This is a genomic window from Lysinibacillus sp. FSL K6-0232 (assembly GCF_038008325.1).
In the GTDB taxonomy this organism is placed as follows: Bacteria; Bacillota; Bacilli; order Bacillales_A; family Planococcaceae; genus Lysinibacillus.
Genome location: NZ_JBBOYW010000001.1, coordinates 440,191 through 460,187 on the forward strand (window position 1 = coordinate 440,191; position 19,997 = coordinate 460,187).

Genomic DNA, 19,997 nt, shown 5'->3' on the forward strand with positions numbered 1-19,997 from the left:
GGCTACGTTCGGCATAATGAACGTAGCCTTATGTTTATTTTTATACAAGTAATGTATCGATTTCCTCTGGTGTAACAGGCTTACTAATGTAAAAGCCTTGCATAGCATCACAGCCATAGGTAACTAAGAGGTCGGCTTGTTCAGCTGTTTCAACACCTTCAGCGACAACTTTTAAGCCCATTGATTTTCCTAGCTGTACCATACCATGTATCAGCTTTTGGGTCTTTTCAGACTTTAAGAGTGAATTTGTAAAGGTTTGGTCGATTTTTAATGTGTTTATTGGCAAAAATTGCATATATTTAAAAGAACCATAGCCTGTGCCAAAATCATCTAACACAAAGGTAATACCTTCATTTTCAAGCTTCCGCATTTGTTGAATAATTGAAGTTGCTGCCTCAGCCTCAAGGGCAAATTTCTCTGTAATTTCAATTTGTAGCAGATTTGCTGGACAGCCCGTTTTTGCTAGCATATCAAGAATGGACTTTGCCATATTTTTATCTCTAAATTCGCGTACAGATGAGTTAATAGATACTTTAAAATCATGACCAGCTTTTTTCCAAATCAATGCTTGCTCACAAGTCTTTTCTAGCATAAAGGACCCTATATTATTAATAAGCCCTGTTTCTTCAGCGATAGGAATTAGCTCATCAGGTGACACAACACCAATTATTTCATCTTCCCAACGAACAAGTGCTTCAACAGCTATAATACGACCTGAGGCAATATCAATTTGTGGCTGATAAAACACCTTTAAATTCCTTTGGTCAAGTGCTTGCAGCAAACGTTTTTCAATTAGAGCTTTACGATTTAAAGCTTTATGTGTTGCAGTTGACAGTGACACAATTTTATTGCCACCAGCCTCACGTACTGTTGAAATTGTCGCAATGGACGCTTTCATAAGCTGAGAAAATGTTGTTTGATCTTCAGGATATCTTGTGATCCCCCCGCTAATTGAAATTGGAACAGCGATATTGCCATTATAAATAGGATGCTGCTGTAGGTAAGATAAAAAGCCTTGAATAAACCATTCACTTAAAGGCGTAATGACAACAAAATCGTTTTCATTAATGCGAGCCATTGTACTATCTTGGAAATACATTTGAATACGGTTTGTAAATTCAGTAATAAGACTTTGATTAATTTGTTGGTCGTGTAATTCTTTCAATGTATAAAATTTATCAATACTTAAATATACAAAAGAAAAATGGCGTTCTTCTTCTACCATAGTAGCAATGACCTTTTCAAGTCGATGTGCATTCATCAAGCCTGTTTCTGTATCAATATAAGCGATTTTCTCCAGTTGCTGCTGGATTTTTTTTGATTTTGTAATATCCTTTTCAATTAACATAAATTGTTGCTCATTTGTTGCGAAATTAAAGGTTGGGATAGCTGTTAGCAATACCCAATAGGATTGTCCTGTTTTTGTAATTTTTTCAACTTCGCCTTGCCATGGTTGATCGTTGTTTAAATGACGCCAAATCGTATTTGTTACCTTTTCATTATCAGGGAAAAGCTGCCAAAACGTTTTGCCGATAACGCGCTTTGGTGTCCATTGGCTTGTTTTTAAAAATTCACTATTACACTCTAAGATAAATCCATCATGATCAAGCGTCACTGTCATAAATGTAGTATCGATTCCTTGCTTTAGGTCAACAAAGGTACTGCTATTAGAGATGGCTGTTACCATTAGCTCTGGCAGCATAAAAATAAGAAGAATAAAACGTTCATCTTGTTCTACAAAAGGCTTAGCTAGCAGTGCTGTTGTAATTTCTTTGTTTGTATATGTGCTTACTTGAATATTGTCTATATACGTACTGTCCTCATTGTGTAAAATTGCATGAAATGTTTCCAATGGAAGCTGACGTAGTAGATTTTCACGTATGAATGGAGTAGTATTTCCTGTAATATCATTAGCTGAAAAACCAATCAGATGTTCAGCATGCTTTCCCCAAATAATTGCTTGTCCATCTTGATTTATGATAATTGCAGGAAAAGGAAGTGAATTTAGATAATGTTCATCAATCGTAAATGATTTATGCATATGACTCATGATTATTCGATCTCCTTGGGTAATCAATATATACTATTATTATAGATAATTATCGGGAATTAGTCATTATGAATATATTTGTAAATATTTGATAGTAAAAATATTTAGGACTTTTCTAACGAGTTGTAGGAAAGGGCCTAAAGAAAAATAATAGTTTTTAGTATGTATATAGGAAGCAGGCTTGATATGAAACGTTTAAAAGGAATCATCTTTATTGTCGTAGGTGCTATGCTATGGGGAGCAACAGGGCCTCTTATGGAATGGTTGCTCAACCATACACCATTGACAGTTTCCTTTTTGTTAACAATCCGTTTATCGGTTGCAGGTATTGTATTACTTACATATTTATTGTTAACAGGAAAAAATATTTTTGGTATTTGGCAGCACAAGTTATGGGGAAGACAGCTAATTATTTTTAGTGTTGCAGGCATGCTAGGCGTACAATTTTCTTTTGTAGCAGCCATTAATGCGAGTAATGCTATATTAGCAACCTTACTCCAGTTTCTAGCGCCAATATTTGTTGTGATTTATGTTTCTCTTAGTTTAAAGAAATGGCCACCAAAATATCAAGTGTTAGGTATTATTGGCACACTTGTTGGACTATTTCTATTACTAACGAACGCTTCAATTGATGGGTTCCTTATTAGTCCAAAAGCCTTGTTGTGGGGACTAGCTGTTGGCTTAACATTTGCATTTTACACATTATATCCTGCACGCTTAATGAAGGAATGGGATGTACTGTTAGTCGTTGGATGGGGGATGCTAGTAGGTGGCGTGGTATTAGGTATAGCAAGCCGTATATGGCAGGCTAATCAATGGGTAGTTTTGCTGGATATTCAGATTGTTATGCTAATTATTGTATTAATCTTTTTTGGTACGGTTGCCTTTATTTTATTTTTAAGTAGTATGAAGTATATTTAGGCAGTCGAAACGAGTGTTCTATCCAGTATTGAACCATTAACAGCGATGATTATTTCAGTAATGGTTTTCGGTACTTCTTTAGGTCTTTGGCAGTTTATTGGTGTATTTGTAATGCTTATTTGTGTAACATGGCTGTCAATCGCTGGAGAAAAGGCATAAGTTCATGATCTTTAAATTTTTTAAATAGGGAGGAAAGAATGTGAAAGAAATTTTTTCCTATGTAAAGCCATATAAATGGACAGCTATTTTTGCGCTATGTTTAATGCTTGTGGAATTATTTGTAGAGCTTGTACAGCCACTTATTATGGCAAAAATCATTGATGAAGGCGTACGGGCTCAAAATCAGGGCATGATTGTACAATGGGGGGCTGCTTTACTTGCCTTATCATTACTTGCTTTTATGGCAGGGATTATTAATTCATATTTTTCATCCCATACAGCTCAAAGCTTTTCCTATGATTTACGAAATGCCATGTTTGATAAGATTCAATCCTTTACATTAGCAACCTATCAAAAGTTTTCAACGGCATCTTTAATTACAAGGCTAACAAATGATGTAACCCAAGTGCAAACTGTGCTATTTATGAGCTTACGTATTATGCTGCGTGCGCCACTTGCAGTTATCGGCAGCATTATAATGGCCTTTGTTGTAAATGCAAAATTAGCCTTATTTTTAGTGATAGGCGCACCAATTATATTTATTTTTCTTGTTTTTATGGTAGCAAAGGGTGTGTCTTACTTTGGGCGTGTGCAGAAGAGGGTGGATCGATTAAATAGAGTGCTTCAGGAGAATTTACAGGCGATACGCTTAGTAAAAGCCTATTTACGAGGAACCTATGAAGCTGCCCGCTTTGATAAAGTTGCTGCCCGCTTAAAAATTGATACTGTTAAAGCTTTACGAACAATGGAATATATTATGCCTGTGCTTTTATTTATTATGAATATTAGCCTATTAGCCGTATTGTGGTTTGGCACAAAGCAAATTGCTGCAGGTACTACACCACTTGGCGATATTGTCGCTATCGTTAACTATGCAATGCGCATGACAGGTTCGTTTTCTATGTTTGCGTTTATTATTATCTTTTACGCTCGTGCAAAAGCTTCTGCAGAACGTATGGCAGAGGTGCTTTCAATGGAAAATGCAGTGGAGGATACAGCATTGTCGCAGGAGGCAGCTCATCCTACAAATTATGGAGAGCTAGCATTTGAACATGTTAGTTTTACATATCCAGAAGGAGATAAGCCTGTTCTGTCTAACATAAATTTTCGGGTGAAGTCAGGTGAAAAGCTGGCGATTATGGGTGCAACAGGTGCTGGTAAATCAACACTACTACAGCTTATTCCTCGTTTTTATGAGGTGACAGAGGGAAGAATATTGGTGGAGGGGCAAGATGTGAGGCAATGGGATTTACAAGAATTGCGAGAAATTATTGGCTATGTGCCTCAGCAATCATTATTGTTTACAGGTAGCATTGCAGATAATGTACGTTGGGGAGATACGCAGGCAAATATGGATGCGGTCCTTCAGGCAACAATGCAGGCACAAATACATGCTGCTGTTGAAGATTTTCCGCATGGCTATGACACTAAGGTTGGACAAAAGGGTGTTAATTTATCAGGTGGGCAAAAGCAAAGATTATCCATTGCTAGAGCGCTGCTAAGAAAAGGGCATATTTTAATGCTTGATGATAGCACAAGTGCGTTAGATGTGAAAACGGAGCAGGCATTATGGGAGGCATTGAGTGAGGAAAGGGCAACGATGCTTGTTGTTACGCAAAAAATTCGCACAGCGAAAGGTGCAGACCGCATTTTATTAATTGACGCTGGTAAAGTAGTCGCGTATGGCACACATGAAGAGCTTTTACAAACGTCAACACTCTATAAAAAAATTGCAATCTCTCAACAGGAGGTGGAGGAATAATGGGATTTTTCCAGAAGCCTTTTGGCTATGAGCCAATTTTAACGAAAGAGGATTTGCAGCAGAGTGTGAAGAAAAAGAAAGGCCCTCGTGCAGCAAATTCGAAAAACACATTGCTACGATTATGGAAAATTGTTGATGAGCAACGAATGCTGTTAATGATCGTTCTTTTGCTTGTTTTACTTAGCTCCATATTAGCTTTACTAGGTCCCTACTTAATCGGTCAAATGATTGATCAATATGTGATGCATGGAGAGCTTACAGGCCTAGGCAAGGGCATTATCCTATTAGTTGGTATTTATGCGCTATTAGCCATTGCATTGTTTCTACAAAATTATTGGATGATTGGGATAGCACAGCAAACAATCTATCGGCTACGTACAAGTGTATTTGCTCATTTTCAGCGACTGCCAATTGCGTTTTTTGATCGCCGACAGCATGGAGAATTAATGAGCCGTATGACAAATGATATTGAAGCAGTTAGCTCTACATTAAATAGCTCGTTTATTCAGGTATTTTCAAGTGTATTAACACTTGGCGGAACCGTGATTATTATGCTAAGCCTAAGTCCATTATTAACAGTGCTTACAATGACCATTATTCCTGTGATGTTTTGGGCAATGCGTTGGATTACAAGGCGTACATCCCCATTGTTTAAAGAGCAACAAGCGGCAATGGGCGCTTTGAATGGCATGATAGAGGAAACAATTTCAGGACAGCGAATCGTTAAGGCTTTTTCACAAGAGGAACGTATGAAGGCAGAGTTTCGTGACAAAAGCTTGCGTTTAAAAAGAACGGGCTTTTGGGCGCAAACATACTCAGGCTATATTCCAAAGGTCATGAACTTTTTAAATAATATGAGCTTTACCATTGTTGCAGGTATAGGCGGCGTGCTTGCATTGTATGGGCATGTGTCAATAGGAGTTATTGTTATTTTCACGGAATATGCAAGGCAATTCACACGTCCATTAAATGATTTAGCAAATCAATTTAATACAGTGCTATCAGCTATTGCAGGTGCAGAGCGGGTATTTGCCTTACTTGATGAGCAGCCTGAAAAAGAAACGGCTTCTGTACAAAAGCATCAGCTTCTGGGGCAAGTGACATTTAAACATGTATATTTTAAATATGAGCAGGAAGAAGAAGCATACACATTAAAGGATGTTCATTTTAATGTGGAACCAGGTCAAACAGTCGCACTTGTTGGGGCAACTGGAGCTGGTAAAACAACCATTTTACAGTTGCTTGCACGATTCTATGAGGTAACAAAGGGTGAAGTATTATTTGATGGGGTAAATGTTCAGCATATTGACCGTCAAGCACTGCGCTCACAAATGGCTTTTGTCTTACAAGACCCATTTTTATTTGAGGCGTCTGTGCGTGAAAATATACGCTATGGTCGGCTGGATGCAAGTGATACGGAAATAGAGGAAGCGGCTAAGCGTGCAAATGCACATGATTTTATTATGAAGCTGAAGGATGGCTACGATACGATTCTTGCTGCAGATGGGCGTGAAATTTCACAGGGGCAAAAGCAATTGCTTTCTATTGCAAGAGCGCTAATTGCCGATCCAAAAATTTTATTATTGGATGAGGCTACAAGCAGTATTGATACAGTAACAGAGATGGCAATTCAAGAGGCTCTTAATACATTAATGCAAGGTCGTACAAGTTTTGTCATTGCACACCGTTTAAATACTGTGCATAATGCCGATATAGTTCTTGTTATGCAAAAAGGAGAGCTGGTGGAAGCTGGCCCTCAGCTCAAACTAATCGAATCAGGCGGTCTTTATGCACAAATGTTGCAGTCCTCCAACCATCATCTTGAAGAATAAATACCAGAAGCTTTTTTATCGGGAGGGTGTGTCTTAACGTAACTTTATAGACACACCTTCTCTTATTCGTATTTTACAATATAGCAACAGTCAAATTTTGGTGATGCATGAACTTGATTGGATGTTATAATTGTTTAAAATAAACAATAAATGTATTTTGTGCTTGGAGTGAGGTATGTGTGACTGTTTGAGGGGAAGCTTTTATATTATATGATAAAACGTTCTCCCTATTAGTTATGGTAAAATATTGATAGACTACAGTTTTGAAATAGCTAAGCAAATTAGCTTAAATTTTCCTTTTTAAAATTAGATAGAATGATTATTGTCTAGTAAAATTCGGTTGTTTTAATAATTGATAATAGTATAAATCCTTTTATTATTGACTAAATTAGAGTAAAATTTTGATTAATAAAAGATATTGATTAATTTTGTTAATATGACAATAGGGCAATAGTCTGTGGCGGAAACGGAGTAGAGGATGAACATTTCAGTAATGACAGTGTCCTTTCCATTAGATGGAGAAACACTGAAGGAATTAAAATTATTATGTGAAGAAGCGACAATCCATGATTATCGTGTATATGAAACAATTATGAATATACCGATGGCTGGCTCTTTCGAATCAAAGGGCTTTATGGTGCTTGCATACGAAGATGAAAAGGATGTGCTAGTTGGTGCTGCGAGTGCTATTGATTTGATGGGACTCCATACATATGAATGGTCACTTGTTGTAACACCTGCATATCGACAAATGGGCATTGGTACAGTATTAGTTGAAGGGATACAAGTGGGACTAGAAGCTAGAGGGGCAGAGGGACAATTAGCGGTTGTTATTGATGGCTCGCCTTATGGTCAAATATTTATTGAAAATAAAGGTTATACGTATAGCTTTTCTGAAGCAACTTTAGAAACAAAAGCAGAGCCTGTAGCATTACAACAGGATATTTATATTCAGCCATATCGTGATGAGCAGGTAGCACTAATAGCAATTTATAGCGCAGCCTTTGGAGATTTACCTGAAGAATCGGAAGAGCTAATTGCTTTTAATACATCCACAAATGGGCGAGAGCTTTGGGTTGCCTATCGAGCTGGTGAGGTTGTTGGAACGGTGACAACAGCGCAGGAAAATGAAATTCAATGGGTAACTGCACTTGCTGTTCATCCACAGTATGAAGGACAAGGCATTGGCACGGCATTATTAGCATTTTCAAAGGATTATGCGAGTAAAGTTGGTGCAAAGTTTGTCATGCTGGATGTAGAGATTGACAATAAAAAAGCATTATCTGTTTATGAAAAGGCTGGCTTTATGAAAGCACAGCAAATTGATTATTATGTAAAACAATAGCCAAAAGGCGGGGGGTAGCATGAGCTTCTCGCCTTTTTATCATATTTGCGAACTATCTTCATATAGTATTAATAAGGATGATGAAGGGAGTCGTGATTATGCGCATGCCAGCATTGCCAAAAAAGAAATCTCCTCCACAGGAAGCTCCTCGTTCATGGTGGAAGGTAGTAAAAGCCTATTTATCAAAAGGTAAGTTTTATAAGCTGCCGCCGAGAAAATGATGATCGAAATAAAAAGCTTCTCTACTACGAAAAAGAGGTAGTGTAGAGAAGCTTTTTATCGCTTAGGTGAAGAAATTTAAAAAACCTGTAATAACAACGGCATTAAAGAAAAATGTAGAGGCTTGTTCGATAAATTTATGGCAGCAGCTATTCTATCATAAAGATAAGTGGCTAGCACCACAAATGGAGGGCTTTATTAAATTATAATCATTCGCTTTAATTAATATAGTAATCTAAATAATAATTGGTATTTCTATGTAATAAGCAAGGGCTTATTATACGGAGTATGTGGGAAGCTCTTTATCTTACAACTTGTTTGCTAGGAGGTAGTAGAAGCGAAACAGAGGCTAGGTCACTGTAATTTGTGGCATTACCTCCGTTATCAATATAAAGATTACATTATATGAAGCTATCTAGCTCTCCAACAAAAATAGACGTTTGGATGGGCCGATTAAATAAAGCTCATGCATTGCTCGTGTTAGGGCAACATACAGTAGCTTTCGATCAATGGCTGTATCGTAAAAAGGGGTGTCAAAGGCAGCAACAATTACCGCATCAAATTCTAGCCCTTTGGCAAGATGGCTTGGCACAACAAGCAGCATATCCTGATTGATTGTTTCATTTTCTGTTAATAGCTGTGAGGCGATATGATGATTGGTAAGTGCCTGTTGCATTGCGATTGCTTCAGCAGTCGTTTTACAAATTAAAGCAACTGAACGATGTCCGTGCTGACGAATCGTGTTAAAAATATCTTTAATTTGTAAGGCATCAAATGTCTTTGCTTGAATAAAGCTTGGCATATTGCCATGGCGAACAACCGGCTCCACTAATGGAAGCTGTTCATCCATTTGCGCTAAAATTTGGTTAGCAACTTCCATAATTTCAATGGTTGTTCGATAGCTTTTTTGTAATGTGCGGAAGCTTGCGCGAGGAAATAAATTTTGGACAGGCTCCCATGAAGTGAGCGAACGATAGCTATGAATACCTTGAGCTAAATCACCAACCATTGTAAACATATCTGTATCAAGACCTGCTTTTAAAGCCGCAAGCTGGAATAGGCTGTAGTCCTGTACTTCATCAATAAAAACAACACGCATTTTCCATTCATCTGCAATACCTTTTAGTCGTGCCTGCAAATAATAAAGTGCGGCTAAATCTTCGAGTGCCCATTGCTCTTTACGATGTGCCTGCAAAAACTGCTGCTGTTCAAGATAATGCCATTCAGGGGCAAGCTCTGCTAAAAGTTCTGTATTCGTAAGCAGGTTACGATAGAGCGTTTTGATATTGTGCTTAGCAAAGCGGCGCATATAAGTGGTTGCTGTTGATTTTGCCTCTTTTTCAATCGCGGGAATTCGTTCATCGCGTTCATCAATAAACTTTGTAACAACACGTCGACGTTTGTCATCATCTCGAATACCATTTAAAGCTTTACCTAATGCTTCATCGTATTTTTTATGAAGTGTAGCTAAAATTACTTGCTTTTTTTGACGAACATGGCTGGCTAACACCTTTTTAATATGGGCAAGCCGTTTTTCGATAGGCATATAAGCAAATTCATATAAAAAGAGCTTTTTAAGATGAGAGGCACGCATAATACGGTATTTTTCGATATAAACATCTTCAAATTGTTCTGCAATGGCTTGCTCTATTTTTTGAACGTAGCGTTCAACCATATCACGATAATAAAGTGAACCTTTTACTTCCGTAATCCATGCAGTTGATGGGTTTGTTTCGCCAGCTACAAGCGATTCTAACTGTTCATTTGGGTTTTGAAGTTTTAGCTTTAGCTTTGTGGCAGCAAGAACGTATTCTGTAAAAGTAGTTTGGCAAATTTTATCAACGCCGAGCTCTGGCAAAACATCGCCTATATAATCAATAAATAACTTATTAGGTGCTAAAATCATGAGCTGCTCAGGGTTGAAGTGTTCGCCCATTGTGTAGAGGAAATAGGATATTCGGTGTAGTGCAATCGTTGTTTTTCCACTGCCTGCTGCACCTTGGACAATAATTGGCTGACGTAAATGAGCGCGAATAATATCATTTTGCTCCTTTTGAATCGTTGAAACAATTTCGGTTAGCCGAACATCTGCTTTACCTGCTAGTGCCTCTTGGAGCAGTTCATCATTTGTTGTTAAGTCAATATCACGAATATCGAGTAATTCGCCATTTTCGATTTTGTATTGCCTTTTTGCAAAGAGATGACCTTTATGAATTTCGCCACGCACGTCATATTCCATATCACCAAGACGGCCATCATAATAGACATTTGCTACAGGTGAACGCCAGTCAACAATAATAGGCTCATGTGTTTCTCGATGAAATAGAGAGGTTTTCCCTATATAGAGGAATTCTTCAGGGTCACCCGTTTTTTGAAAATGGATTCTAGCGAAGTATGGCTTCTTTTGAATGGCTTCTAAACCTTCCTTTTGCGTACGAGCCATTTCGAAAAATCTGGCATTCGCTAAGATATTTAGATAACTTAAACTTGAATCAAGATAATCAAGGTCTGCCATCGATTGACGAATATTTTCTTGAGCAGATCGTAAATCTCTTTGTGATTCATGTAAGATTTGTTGCATATAACTTTTGGTATATGCTAACCGCTCCACTTCAGCTTGAAAATCTGGATGTTGTACAGTCATTTTTAGCACCTCCTAGGTACTTACAATTTCAAAGTAGATTACCATACTACTATATATAAGTAAGCCCATCAAGCGAAAGCTAAAAAGCTGATGATGTTATGATTATGTTGAGGTGGAAATGACAATAGAGGAGGCTTATGCATTTGGATATCTTTGCACATAGAGGTGTTTCGGCACATTACCCTGAAAATACAATCGCAGCATTTCAAGCAGCAGCGAAACTTCCCATTGCAGGGATTGGGTTAGATGTACATCTAACAGCAGATCGAGAGGTAGTAGTGATTCATGATGAAACAATAGATCGCACCTCTAATGGCTCTGGCTATGTAAAGGATTTGACATTACAGCAATTACGAATATTTGATTTTGGTTCGTGGTTTTCACCACAATATGAGGATGAAAGTATTCCAACCTTGGGGGAAGTATTAGAGCTTTTTGCAGGTACAAACCATCGCATTAACATTGAACTGAAAACAGATGTCTTTGCATATGAAGGCATTGAAGCACTTGTGCTAAAGGAAATTGCTACCCATCAAATGATAGAGAGAGTTATTATTTCCTCCTTTAATCATGAATCATTACAAACGGTTGCTCAAATCGCACCATATATTGATATTGCACCATTGTTTGCAGAGGTACTTGTGGATTTTACAACGTATATTGCTCTTATACCAGCTAAAGCGTTGCATGTCCATGTACCAACAGCATTTCGTAAATCAATAAAACTAGCCCTTGCTGAAGGGGCAATTGTACGTGTATATACCGTGAATACTAAGCAGGAAGCTCGGCGCTTACAGCAGCTTGGGATACAGGGGATATTTACTGATGATCCAGTACAAATATTGGAGGCTTTACGTTAGAATGACTGAATGGAAGCGTTAGTCATTCAACGCTTCCATTACCATTTTGCATGATGTTCCTCAATACAGCCAAGCATTTGCTGAATAATTAATGTTTCGCCATTATCAAGTAAAATTGTACCATCGTAATAACCAAATAATTGATGTACCTTCGATTTAACAAGCTTTGCATTTGTGTGGGCTACACGTTCAAAAAATGGTGAAAATGTTAATGAAACTTGCTTCGAAAATTTTGTTTTCACTTTCCATCGCTGCATATAATCCTCTCGATCATATTGAAAAATCAAATCCTCATGTATTTTGGTCATTTTACCATCAACAAAAACAGCATTTTCCGTCATACCAGTGCCATCTGTCCATTTACCACCTAAATTAAGCCCGATGCGTCTTCCACGAACCCGTTGAGAGGCCATTCCCCAATTCCATAGAGCATCACGAGGCCAGACACCACGCCCATAATCTAACACAGCAAAACTTTCTTCAGGTGAGAATAGGAAACGGCGAGTACCGATTGTAACAACACCCGAAGTAGGGAGGATATGATGCTTGCCTGTAAATTGAAATGTTTTTCGATTCCAAGGAATGACTACATTTAAGGTTTCATCTGTTGGGGGATGCTGAATAATAAGCTTTGCACGCAAAATATCTCCATCAAAATTAGGGATCGAAACGGACAAATGGGTCGCATTTTGTGCATAGGACATATCAATCATCATTTCACTATTTTTAAATGATACAGATTCTAAAACTTGTGTAGGCATTTTTAATTTGCCACCGAAGGGAATAGTTATTGTTTTTTCAAAATAGCGCTGTGTTTCATATTCAAGAAAATAAACGAAGCAGACCGCTGCGTAATCTAGATGACTAATCGTAGCAGAAAATAGGATTTCGTCACCGAAGACACACCAATAGTTCCATTTCTTTTTGCGCATAATATGACCGCTTAAATTGCTATAAATAAGAGGCTTGCGCGCAAATCCAATGGCTGCTGGATTTAAGTTACCTTTTTTATCGCATAAAAAAGTAGGCTGTAAAATTTCTTTCTCAGCATGCTGCTTCACATTCAACATCCCTTCTAGTCATAAGATAAATTTGATTGTTCTGTTATTTTTATTGTAGCAAAAATGCTTTGGAAAATGGAAAGGATCGTGCTGAATATCCCGTACTTTTAGTAAGAATATGAGTAAGGGCCTAACTAATAGAATGCTCTTAATAGACATATGATGACATGGGGAGGTGTATGGCAAAAGTGTATAATAGGCAAGCTGCTGTACAATATGCTAATTATTGGTGGGATAAACGTAATCCAGCTTTTCCAAACTTTGATGTAGATTGTACGAACTATATTTCTCAATGTTTACGTGCAGGGGGTGCACCGATGCGAGGAGCGCCGAATCGAGAGAAAGGTTGGTGGATTCAACAAGGAAATTGGAGCTTTAGCTGGTCTGTTGCCCATTCATTAAGATGGTACTTAGAAGGGTCTACAACTGGTTTAAAGGGTAGACGTGTACAATCTGCACAGGAGTTAGAGCTTGGCGATATTATTTTTTATGATTTTCAAGGAAATGGGAGAATTGATCATTCGGTAATTGTAACAAGTATTCAAAATGGTATCCCTTATGTGAATGCTCATACTTCAGATAGCATTCATCGACCGTATTTTTATGAGGATTCTACTGCTTATACGCCAAATATGACTTATTTTTTCTACCATATAGACGATAGCTTTGCTTAAAAAGAGATAGTTTTAAAGCATAGGAATTTATGATACTGTGAAAGGTAGAAAAGAAAAATTGTCTTAGGGTAGAAGGAGAATGGGGATATGAGTGAACAATTTTTATCTGTGAGAGATGCCATTATTCAACGTCGTTCCATTAAAAAATTTAATGGTCAGCCTGTAGATCGTGAGGATTTACTCGCTATTATTGATGATGCTGTATGGGCGCCAAACCATGGCAACCGTGAGCCTTGGCGTTTAGTTGTTGCATGTGGTGAGGAATTAACAAAGCTGCATGAATTATTGCGCGATTTAGCAATTCCAAAATGGCAGGAGCTATCGCATGAAACATTGGCGAAGCAAATGGAGAAGTTTACAACTCCTGGAGGCTATGCCTTTGTCATTGTACCAGAGGATGTGCGTCAAAAAGAGCGCTTAGAGGATTATGCAGCAGCAAGCATCTTTATTCAAAATATTCAACTGCTAGCGTGGGATAGAGGCATAGGGTCTTGCTGGAAAACACCAGCTTTCTTAGATCAGCCTAAATTCCGTGAAGCCTTAAAGGTACAGCCAGGTGAGCGTGTGATTGCCATGCTGCAACTTGGTTATTTTGATGAAGTACCAAAAGGAAAAGAACGTAAAGCAGCGGCAGAAATTGTAACAATTTTTGGTAAGCAATAGTGAAAAGAAAATCCCTTCGCAAATGAGCTGCGAAGGGATTTGTTTATCTTGGTTCAGCAAACTTTTTTTGTATCGAAAGCGAAGAGATAGATACAGAAGCCCCTTCTTCTGTAGGGAGGGGGGACGAGTGTCACTTCAGTTCAGTGAGTGTCCAAACGCCCACTGAACCAAGATAAAGCCCCAGTGGATATACCTGACGCTGGCGCTTTCAGTATAGCAAACATTGTTACGGATTTTGGTGAGAAGCTTTTCGCATGAACTCGAAAAATCCGAGCGTATTGTTTTATCTGCGCGAAAGTGAAGCGTCAGCGGCAGATGCTTTATGTACCGAAAGCATTAGCGACAGGTACAATTACGCTGGGGTGTAATTGATTATTTTTGTAATTCTGCAACTTCGTATAAATAATCGCTTAACACACGTAAGCCTTTATCAAAGTTTTCTAAATGGAAGTGTTCATTTGGTGCATGGAAGTTTTCGCTTGATAACCCAAAGCCCATTAACACCACAGGCAATTCTAAAATTTCATCAAATGCAGCTACAATTGGAATAGAGCCTCCACCACGTGTATAGGCAGTTGGGACATTATACACTTTTTCATAAGAACGTCCAGCCGCTTGGATAAATGGATGGTCGAAAGGTGTTAAGAATGGACGCCCTTTATCAAATTCAGAAATCGTTACTTCTACACCAGCAGGCTTATGCTTTTCAACATGTGCTTTTAAAAGTGTCACAATCTCGTCTGGCTCTTGATTTGGCACAAGACGACATGTAATTTTAGCGCCAGCCTCAGCAGGTAATACCGTTTTAATCCCTTCACCTGAGAAGCCACCAAATACACCGTTCACCTCTAATGTTGGACGAGCCCAAGTACGTTCTAAATAAGAGAATCCAGGCTCACCAAATAATTCTTGGACGCCCACTTCCTGTTTCACAGCCTCCTCATCAAAGCCAAGGGCACGATAAGCCTCACGCTCTTCCTCTGTTAATGGCAATACTTTGTCATAAAAGCCTTCAACTTGGATTGTGCCATGCTCATCACGGAAGGATGCTAAAATTTCTGTTAAAGCATGGATAGCATTTTGAACGCCGCCACCATAAAGACCAGAGTGTAAATCTCCTTTAGCACCACGAATATCAATTTGAATGCCTGTTAAACCGCGCAGCCCATAGCATACCGCAGGCTTACCAGGACCATATAGCCCAGTATCAGAAATTAAAATTAAATCTGCTGCTAACTTTTCCTTATGCTGTTCAACAAAGGCAGGTAGGTGAGGGCTGCCAATCTCCTCTTCACCTTCATAAATAAATTTCACATTCACAGGTAGCGTGCCTGTTGTAGCAAATAAAGCCTCGATCATTTTTAAATGCATAAACACTTGCCCTTTATCATCACTAGCACCACGAGCAAATAATTTATTATCACGAATTGATGGGTTAAATGGTTCACTTTCCCATAAATGTAATGGGTCAACAGGCTGTACATCGTAGTGACCATAAAACAAAATCGTTGGCTTGTCCTCTGCGTGTAACCAATCCGCATAGACAACAGGATGTCCCTCTGTTTCCATAATAGAGATATTTTCAAGATTTAGTTTTTCAAATGCACCCGCTAGCCATTTTGCAGCATGCTGAATATCTTCCTTATGCTCAGATAAAGAACTAATGCTTGGAATGCGTAAAAATTCCTTTAATTCTTCTAAATGTGCCTCACGATGCTCCGCAAAATAAGCATCTAATTGCTGTAAGTTTGTCATGATAGAAGCCCTCTTTCCTAAGTATTTCGATAATGGAAATAGTATAGCACAACCTGCCTGAGGAAGCCCAATATATCAATGGTTTGGGAGCTATTTATTAAGAGTTAGCCCCAGTTGCCAAGCTTGCGCTAAAGACGGTCACTGATTCCTGCTCTAATTCCTTCATTACATGACCGTATGTGTTCATGACCATGTTAGGCGTATTTCCTATACGTTCAGCAATCACTTTTACATTTTGCCCATTGTTTAAAAGTATTGTAGCGTGGGTGTGTCGTAAGCCATGTAACGAAATTTTAGGGCTGCCATCCTCATCTACTAGCTTTGCCTGCAACTGTACTCGCTTCAGCATCATATAAAAGGTTTGATCATGCACAGGCTCCTCATAGCTGTTGATAAATATCCACTTCCATATAAAAGAGGTCAGTTCAATGTTGAGCGTACACATAACAAAAGCATCCGCTTCCTGAATACACAGCAAATCCATAGACAGCTTTTAATAATTAATTCGACCTTTTGAGTATAAAATAGCAAAAGCACCCGTTCTTAAAGAATAGGTGCTTTTAGTGCGGTCGTATCGAATGCAAAGACTGCTCTCAAAAAAGTTACATTGACGAGAAGTATGTACATGCTACAATAAGTACGCAGCATCTAGCTGACTCCTTTTTCGAAAGGAGGTGCACTACATGCATAAGTTATCACGACAAGAAAAGAGCAAGGCTAAAAGAGAGAAACAGCGTGAAGAAAGACTAGCCATCTTTCGATACGCAGCGGATTTATTTCGTGCAATTGATACCGTTTATCGTTTCTTTCGTATGATGCTGTAAACAGAAAGCGCCATTCAGTATTTTTACTGGGTGGTGTTTTCTTTTGAATAAATAAAAAAACGCCCAAGAGCCACTTGGACGTTGCACTACATGCGATTCTCACGACAAGAATCTTACTACCACTATATTAACCCCAACAGGTTAAACCGTCAAGGCTTTAATAGTATACGTGATATTAGCGATGGTTATTCGTGTAAAAGGTATTTACTCTCAGGAGCGGATGCCTTTATATGTAGTTATTCCTTGTTTTCTTTTATATATGAAATGATGGTTAGTGTTTTTATTCTAGTAGAACTTGCTCTGTACTTTATAATAGTGATAGGAAATCTCTTGAACTATCCCCATTTACTCGCTAACACTTCTTGAAGTGGGAGTCTGCTGTCGGAAAACGATAAATTGGTTGCCTATTTCTATTTCGCTTATGTTTTTTGGCATTACTTCTGTTGTTTCCCCTAAAAAAGTTTTATAGGCAATTTCTTGCTATCTATTATGAAGACATTATAAGATGATACTAAATTTGTAAATAAATGATAAGGAGGCAATCGAATTGAAGAAAAATAAACTATATTTAGCGATGCTAGCAACTACCATAGCAATGCCTGCTTTAACTATGCCTGTTACGCAAGTAGAAGCGAAAAATGCTGTTGTACTTGCTACGAATGCATTCAAAGATGTAGCTGTAAGCAACCCTTATTATCAGATGATTCATGAAATGTGAAGTGACCCTAAAAGCTAGACATAGTTATTTCATGAGGCAGCTTGGGTAAAACAAGTTCGGTATTGAACTGGACTCGTTTTAATTTTTTTATAAAAATACAAAAATAAGCAATGTATATAAAGGTTGAGATAACTTGCCCAACTCATGAAAACCCACCCATTCCTACACACGCCCACCAATTGATATTAGCCCCAAACTAGCCCCAATTTAAAGCTATTCCATGCCCCAAAATGCATAATCAATATAATAGTAGAAACGCCAATAACCATTGATACATAACGTTTTCTAAGCCATTTCTTGCCCCTCTTTGCAAAGCAAAAAAAATAGAAATAGTATAGAACAACCAACAAGCAGAAGCCCGTAATAGCAATTGTTTGTATGGTATTTATTGTAAATTGACTCCAGTTTTAGCCCCAATAGGTTAAAATAATAAGCTTTAATAGTATATGTGGATTGATGTGAATATAAAAAGACACCGTAATCTGTCGCTACAGTGTCTTTGGAATCAATGGATTATTCACTTTTCTTCGCTTTACTACTACTAATATTCGGTGTTGGTGGTGAGTTATAGACACGGGAATGTGGTGGGATAGAATTCATAAGCCAAATATTACTGCCCAGCACTGAATTGTGACCAATTGTTGTTTCGCCGCCTAAAATGGTTGCACCCGCATAAATTACTACATTATCCTCGATATTTGGATGACGCTTAATGCCTTTAATTGGATTGCCATTTTCATCAAGAGGGAAGCTTAATGCGCCTAGTGTGACACCTTGATAAATTTTAACGTTTTTGCCGATGCTACATGTTTCACCAATTACCACGCCTGTACCATGGTCGATAAAGAATGATTCACCAATAGTTGCTCCTGGATGAATATCGATGCCTGTTACGCTATGTGCATATTCTGACATAATACGAGGCACAATTGGTACACCCATTTCGTATAGCTCATGTGCAATACGATGTGTGTATATAGCAACGATGGATGGATAGCTTAATAAAATTTCCTCTGTGGAAAGAGCTGCTGGATCACCATTGTAGGCAGCTTGAATATCCGTTTGTAAAATTTGACGGATTTTCGGGAATTGCGAAATTAAGTTCATCACAATGCGATCTGCATCCTCTTGGCACGTGCAGTTTTCTGGGCCGCTATACTCCATATTATAAATTAATACCTTTTCAATAATATCGCGTAAATCCAATGCCGTTTCACGCAGTTTATTGCTGCTAACGATATTGATGCGCGTATCGTCAATCGGTGGGGCTGTATGAATGCCAGGGAACAGCACTTCATGGAAATTATCTAAAATTTTATAGATTTGATTGCGCCCTACAAAGCCGATGGAATTTTCAATATCAACATATTGTCGATTAATATCCTTTAATGAATTTGTAATTTCTGGCACCTTTTCATTTAGCCAATCATTTAAACTCATACTAAAATTGCACCCCTTTAATTTCGTAATTAAACTATCATATTACTGATGTTCTAATAAAGGTACAAAAGATTTCATCAATTTGCAAGATAACAATTTTGAAGTAGCTCTTTTTGCTTTAAAACAAAAGAAATCACTTTTTATATACGAAATGATTGATCGTTCCTGACACTTTATTTAGCAGCGTGACGGTATTTGTTGCGATATTGCAATGGGGCAAGATGATAATTTTTGCGAAATAACTCTACAAAATAGCTCACTTGATTAAAGCCGACTTCCTCGCTAATTTCAGAAACTGCTTTATTTGTATGCAAAATTAAGCCTTGTGCGATATAAAGTCGATGCTTGTTTACAAACTTAATTGGTGATAGGCGTGTATATTTACGAAAAAGCTGATTACAGGCACTTTTATTAATGAGTGCACAGTTGGCAAGGTCGCTAACTGTAATTGTATTTTGATAGTTTTCTTGGACAAATTGCAACATTTGATTAAAAATAGCGATTTCCTGTTCTTCATTATTGTGTACTGTCGCATCATAGTGTGTGAGTAAATGCTCAATAAGTGTTGTTAACAGAGTGATGACCGAAAAAAGTGTTGGCTTTTTGCCTTGTGTCCAATCAGTAAGCTTCGCCTTTTGAGTGGGGGATAGTGGCAGCGAATAGTAAGCAAATGGATTGCTTTCAAAAAATGGCTGTACATGGGCTGTCACAAGCTTTGGATGCAAAAAATTCAAGTCAAAGTTGATACATAGCGCATTTGTATTTTGATGAATGGTTTTCGAGCTATGAAGCTGTTTTTTATTAATCAGTAAAAGTATATTTTCTGAAACAGTTAAAATTTCATGATTAATTTGATATTCAAGTGTGCCTTGATATACCCAAACAATTTGCAGGGCATCATGCCAATGAATCGGTATATAGTCTGAGCGTAAATGATGATAGGTTTGCGTAAATAAAGCAATCACATAGTCTTCAAATGTATAGATTATTTGCTCCTCTAAATCCTCTGTTAATGTTATTTCAAACATTGTTCCATCTAAAATATTCTGTGCAATTGGCTTCGATTTCAT

17 protein-coding genes and 1 pseudogene are annotated in these 19,997 nt (G+C 37.9%); 11 read left to right on the forward strand and 7 right to left on the reverse strand.

The annotated features are described in order from the left end of the window. Window positions 1-40: 40 nt before the first annotated feature. Window positions 41-2,050, reverse strand: coding sequence for an EAL domain-containing protein (locus tag MHB42_RS02105; RefSeq protein ID WP_340804109.1), 2,010 nt, complete (start codon window positions 2,048-2,050; stop codon window positions 41-43). A gap of 186 nt (window positions 2,051-2,236) precedes the next feature. Here MHB42_RS02105 and MHB42_RS02110 point away from each other — a divergent pair. The 6 genes and pseudogenes from MHB42_RS02110 to MHB42_RS02135 all read left to right on the forward strand — a co-directional run bounded on the left by MHB42_RS02110 (window position 2,237) and on the right by MHB42_RS02135 (window position 8,497). After that, a pseudogene (locus MHB42_RS02110) lies at window positions 2,237-3,130 on the forward strand (DMT family transporter). Between the two features lie 40 nt (window positions 3,131-3,170). Next, window positions 3,171-4,892: an ABC transporter ATP-binding protein gene (locus MHB42_RS02115; RefSeq protein ID WP_340804110.1), complete on the forward strand. Its 1,722-nt coding sequence runs from the start codon at window positions 3,171-3,173 to the stop codon at window positions 4,890-4,892. Then, a complete protein-coding gene (locus MHB42_RS02120; RefSeq protein ID WP_340804112.1) occupies window positions 4,892-6,724 on the forward strand; it encodes an ABC transporter ATP-binding protein in 1,833 nt (610 codons plus the stop codon). The genes MHB42_RS02115 and MHB42_RS02120 overlap by 1 nt, the downstream gene beginning before the upstream one ends. A 478-nt stretch (window positions 6,725-7,202) precedes the next feature. After that, on the forward strand, window positions 7,203-8,069 hold the full coding sequence (locus MHB42_RS02125) for a GNAT family N-acetyltransferase (RefSeq protein ID WP_340804113.1): 867 nt from the start codon (window positions 7,203-7,205) through the stop codon (window positions 8,067-8,069). 77 nt (window positions 8,070-8,146) lie between these two features. After that, complete coding sequence (locus MHB42_RS02130; RefSeq protein WP_340804114.1) at window positions 8,147-8,290, forward strand: hypothetical protein; 144 nt, start codon at window positions 8,147-8,149, stop codon at window positions 8,288-8,290. 66 nt (window positions 8,291-8,356) lie between these two features. After that, entirely contained in the window at window positions 8,357-8,497 is a 141-nt protein-coding gene (locus MHB42_RS02135; protein WP_340804116.1) for a hypothetical protein, read from the forward strand. A gap of 206 nt (window positions 8,498-8,703) precedes the next feature. Here MHB42_RS02135 and helD read toward each other — a convergent pair whose 3' ends face one another. Next, window positions 8,704-10,932 (reverse strand): RNA polymerase recycling motor HelD, encoded by a 2,229-nt coding sequence (gene helD, locus MHB42_RS02140; protein WP_340804117.1) that lies wholly within the window; start codon window positions 10,930-10,932, stop codon window positions 8,704-8,706. Window positions 10,933-11,075: 143 nt separating this feature from the next. Between helD and MHB42_RS02145 the strand changes: the two genes are divergently transcribed. Beyond that, window positions 11,076-11,792, forward strand: coding sequence for a glycerophosphodiester phosphodiesterase (locus MHB42_RS02145; RefSeq protein ID WP_340804119.1), 717 nt, complete (start codon window positions 11,076-11,078; stop codon window positions 11,790-11,792). A gap of 38 nt (window positions 11,793-11,830) precedes the next feature. On the opposite strand, the gene MHB42_RS02150 is transcribed toward MHB42_RS02145, so the two are convergent. Then, the gene (locus MHB42_RS02150; RefSeq protein WP_340804120.1) at window positions 11,831-12,853 is read right to left on the reverse strand and encodes a DUF2804 domain-containing protein; all 1,023 of its coding nucleotides are present in this window, start codon (window positions 12,851-12,853) and stop codon (window positions 11,831-11,833) included. A gap of 179 nt (window positions 12,854-13,032) precedes the next feature. Here MHB42_RS02150 and MHB42_RS02155 point away from each other — a divergent pair, with 179 nt between their 5' ends. Both MHB42_RS02155 and MHB42_RS02160 read left to right on the forward strand, forming a co-directional pair. Further along, a complete protein-coding gene (locus tag MHB42_RS02155) occupies window positions 13,033-13,527 on the forward strand; it encodes an amidase domain-containing protein (protein WP_340804121.1) in 495 nt (164 codons plus the stop codon). A gap of 87 nt (window positions 13,528-13,614) precedes the next feature. Continuing rightward, a complete protein-coding gene (locus MHB42_RS02160) occupies window positions 13,615-14,190 on the forward strand; it encodes a nitroreductase family protein (RefSeq protein ID WP_340804122.1) in 576 nt (191 codons plus the stop codon). Window positions 14,191-14,562: 372 nt separating this feature from the next. Here MHB42_RS02160 and MHB42_RS02165 read toward each other — a convergent pair whose 3' ends face one another. Together MHB42_RS02165 and MHB42_RS02170 are read right to left on the reverse strand one after the other, a co-directional pair. Further along, window positions 14,563-15,945, reverse strand: a complete 1,383-nt coding sequence (locus MHB42_RS02165; RefSeq protein WP_340804124.1) for a dipeptidase — start codon at window positions 15,943-15,945, stop codon at window positions 14,563-14,565. 97 nt (window positions 15,946-16,042) lie between these two features. After that, window positions 16,043-16,429 (reverse strand): tyrosine-type recombinase/integrase, encoded by a 387-nt coding sequence (locus MHB42_RS02170; protein ID WP_340804125.1) that lies wholly within the window; start codon window positions 16,427-16,429, stop codon window positions 16,043-16,045. Window positions 16,430-16,628: 199 nt separating this feature from the next. Here MHB42_RS02170 and MHB42_RS02175 point away from each other — a divergent pair, with 199 nt between their 5' ends. Both MHB42_RS02175 and MHB42_RS02180 read left to right on the forward strand, forming a co-directional pair. Then, the gene (locus MHB42_RS02175; RefSeq protein WP_340804126.1) at window positions 16,629-16,769 is read left to right on the forward strand and encodes a hypothetical protein; all 141 of its coding nucleotides are present in this window, start codon (window positions 16,629-16,631) and stop codon (window positions 16,767-16,769) included. A gap of 547 nt (window positions 16,770-17,316) precedes the next feature. Next, window positions 17,317-17,487 carry a hypothetical protein gene (locus tag MHB42_RS02180; RefSeq protein WP_340804127.1) on the forward strand — a complete coding sequence of 57 codons (171 nt, stop codon included), beginning with the start codon at window positions 17,317-17,319 and terminating at the stop codon, window positions 17,485-17,487. A gap of 513 nt (window positions 17,488-18,000) precedes the next feature. Here the strand turns inward: MHB42_RS02180 and epsC are convergent. Further along, complete coding sequence (gene epsC, locus MHB42_RS02185) at window positions 18,001-18,927, reverse strand: serine O-acetyltransferase EpsC (RefSeq protein WP_340804128.1); 927 nt, start codon at window positions 18,925-18,927, stop codon at window positions 18,001-18,003. A gap of 173 nt (window positions 18,928-19,100) precedes the next feature. After that, window positions 19,101-19,997 carry a helix-turn-helix transcriptional regulator gene (locus MHB42_RS02190; RefSeq protein ID WP_340804129.1) on the reverse strand — a complete coding sequence of 299 codons (897 nt, stop codon included), beginning with the start codon at window positions 19,995-19,997 and terminating at the stop codon, window positions 19,101-19,103.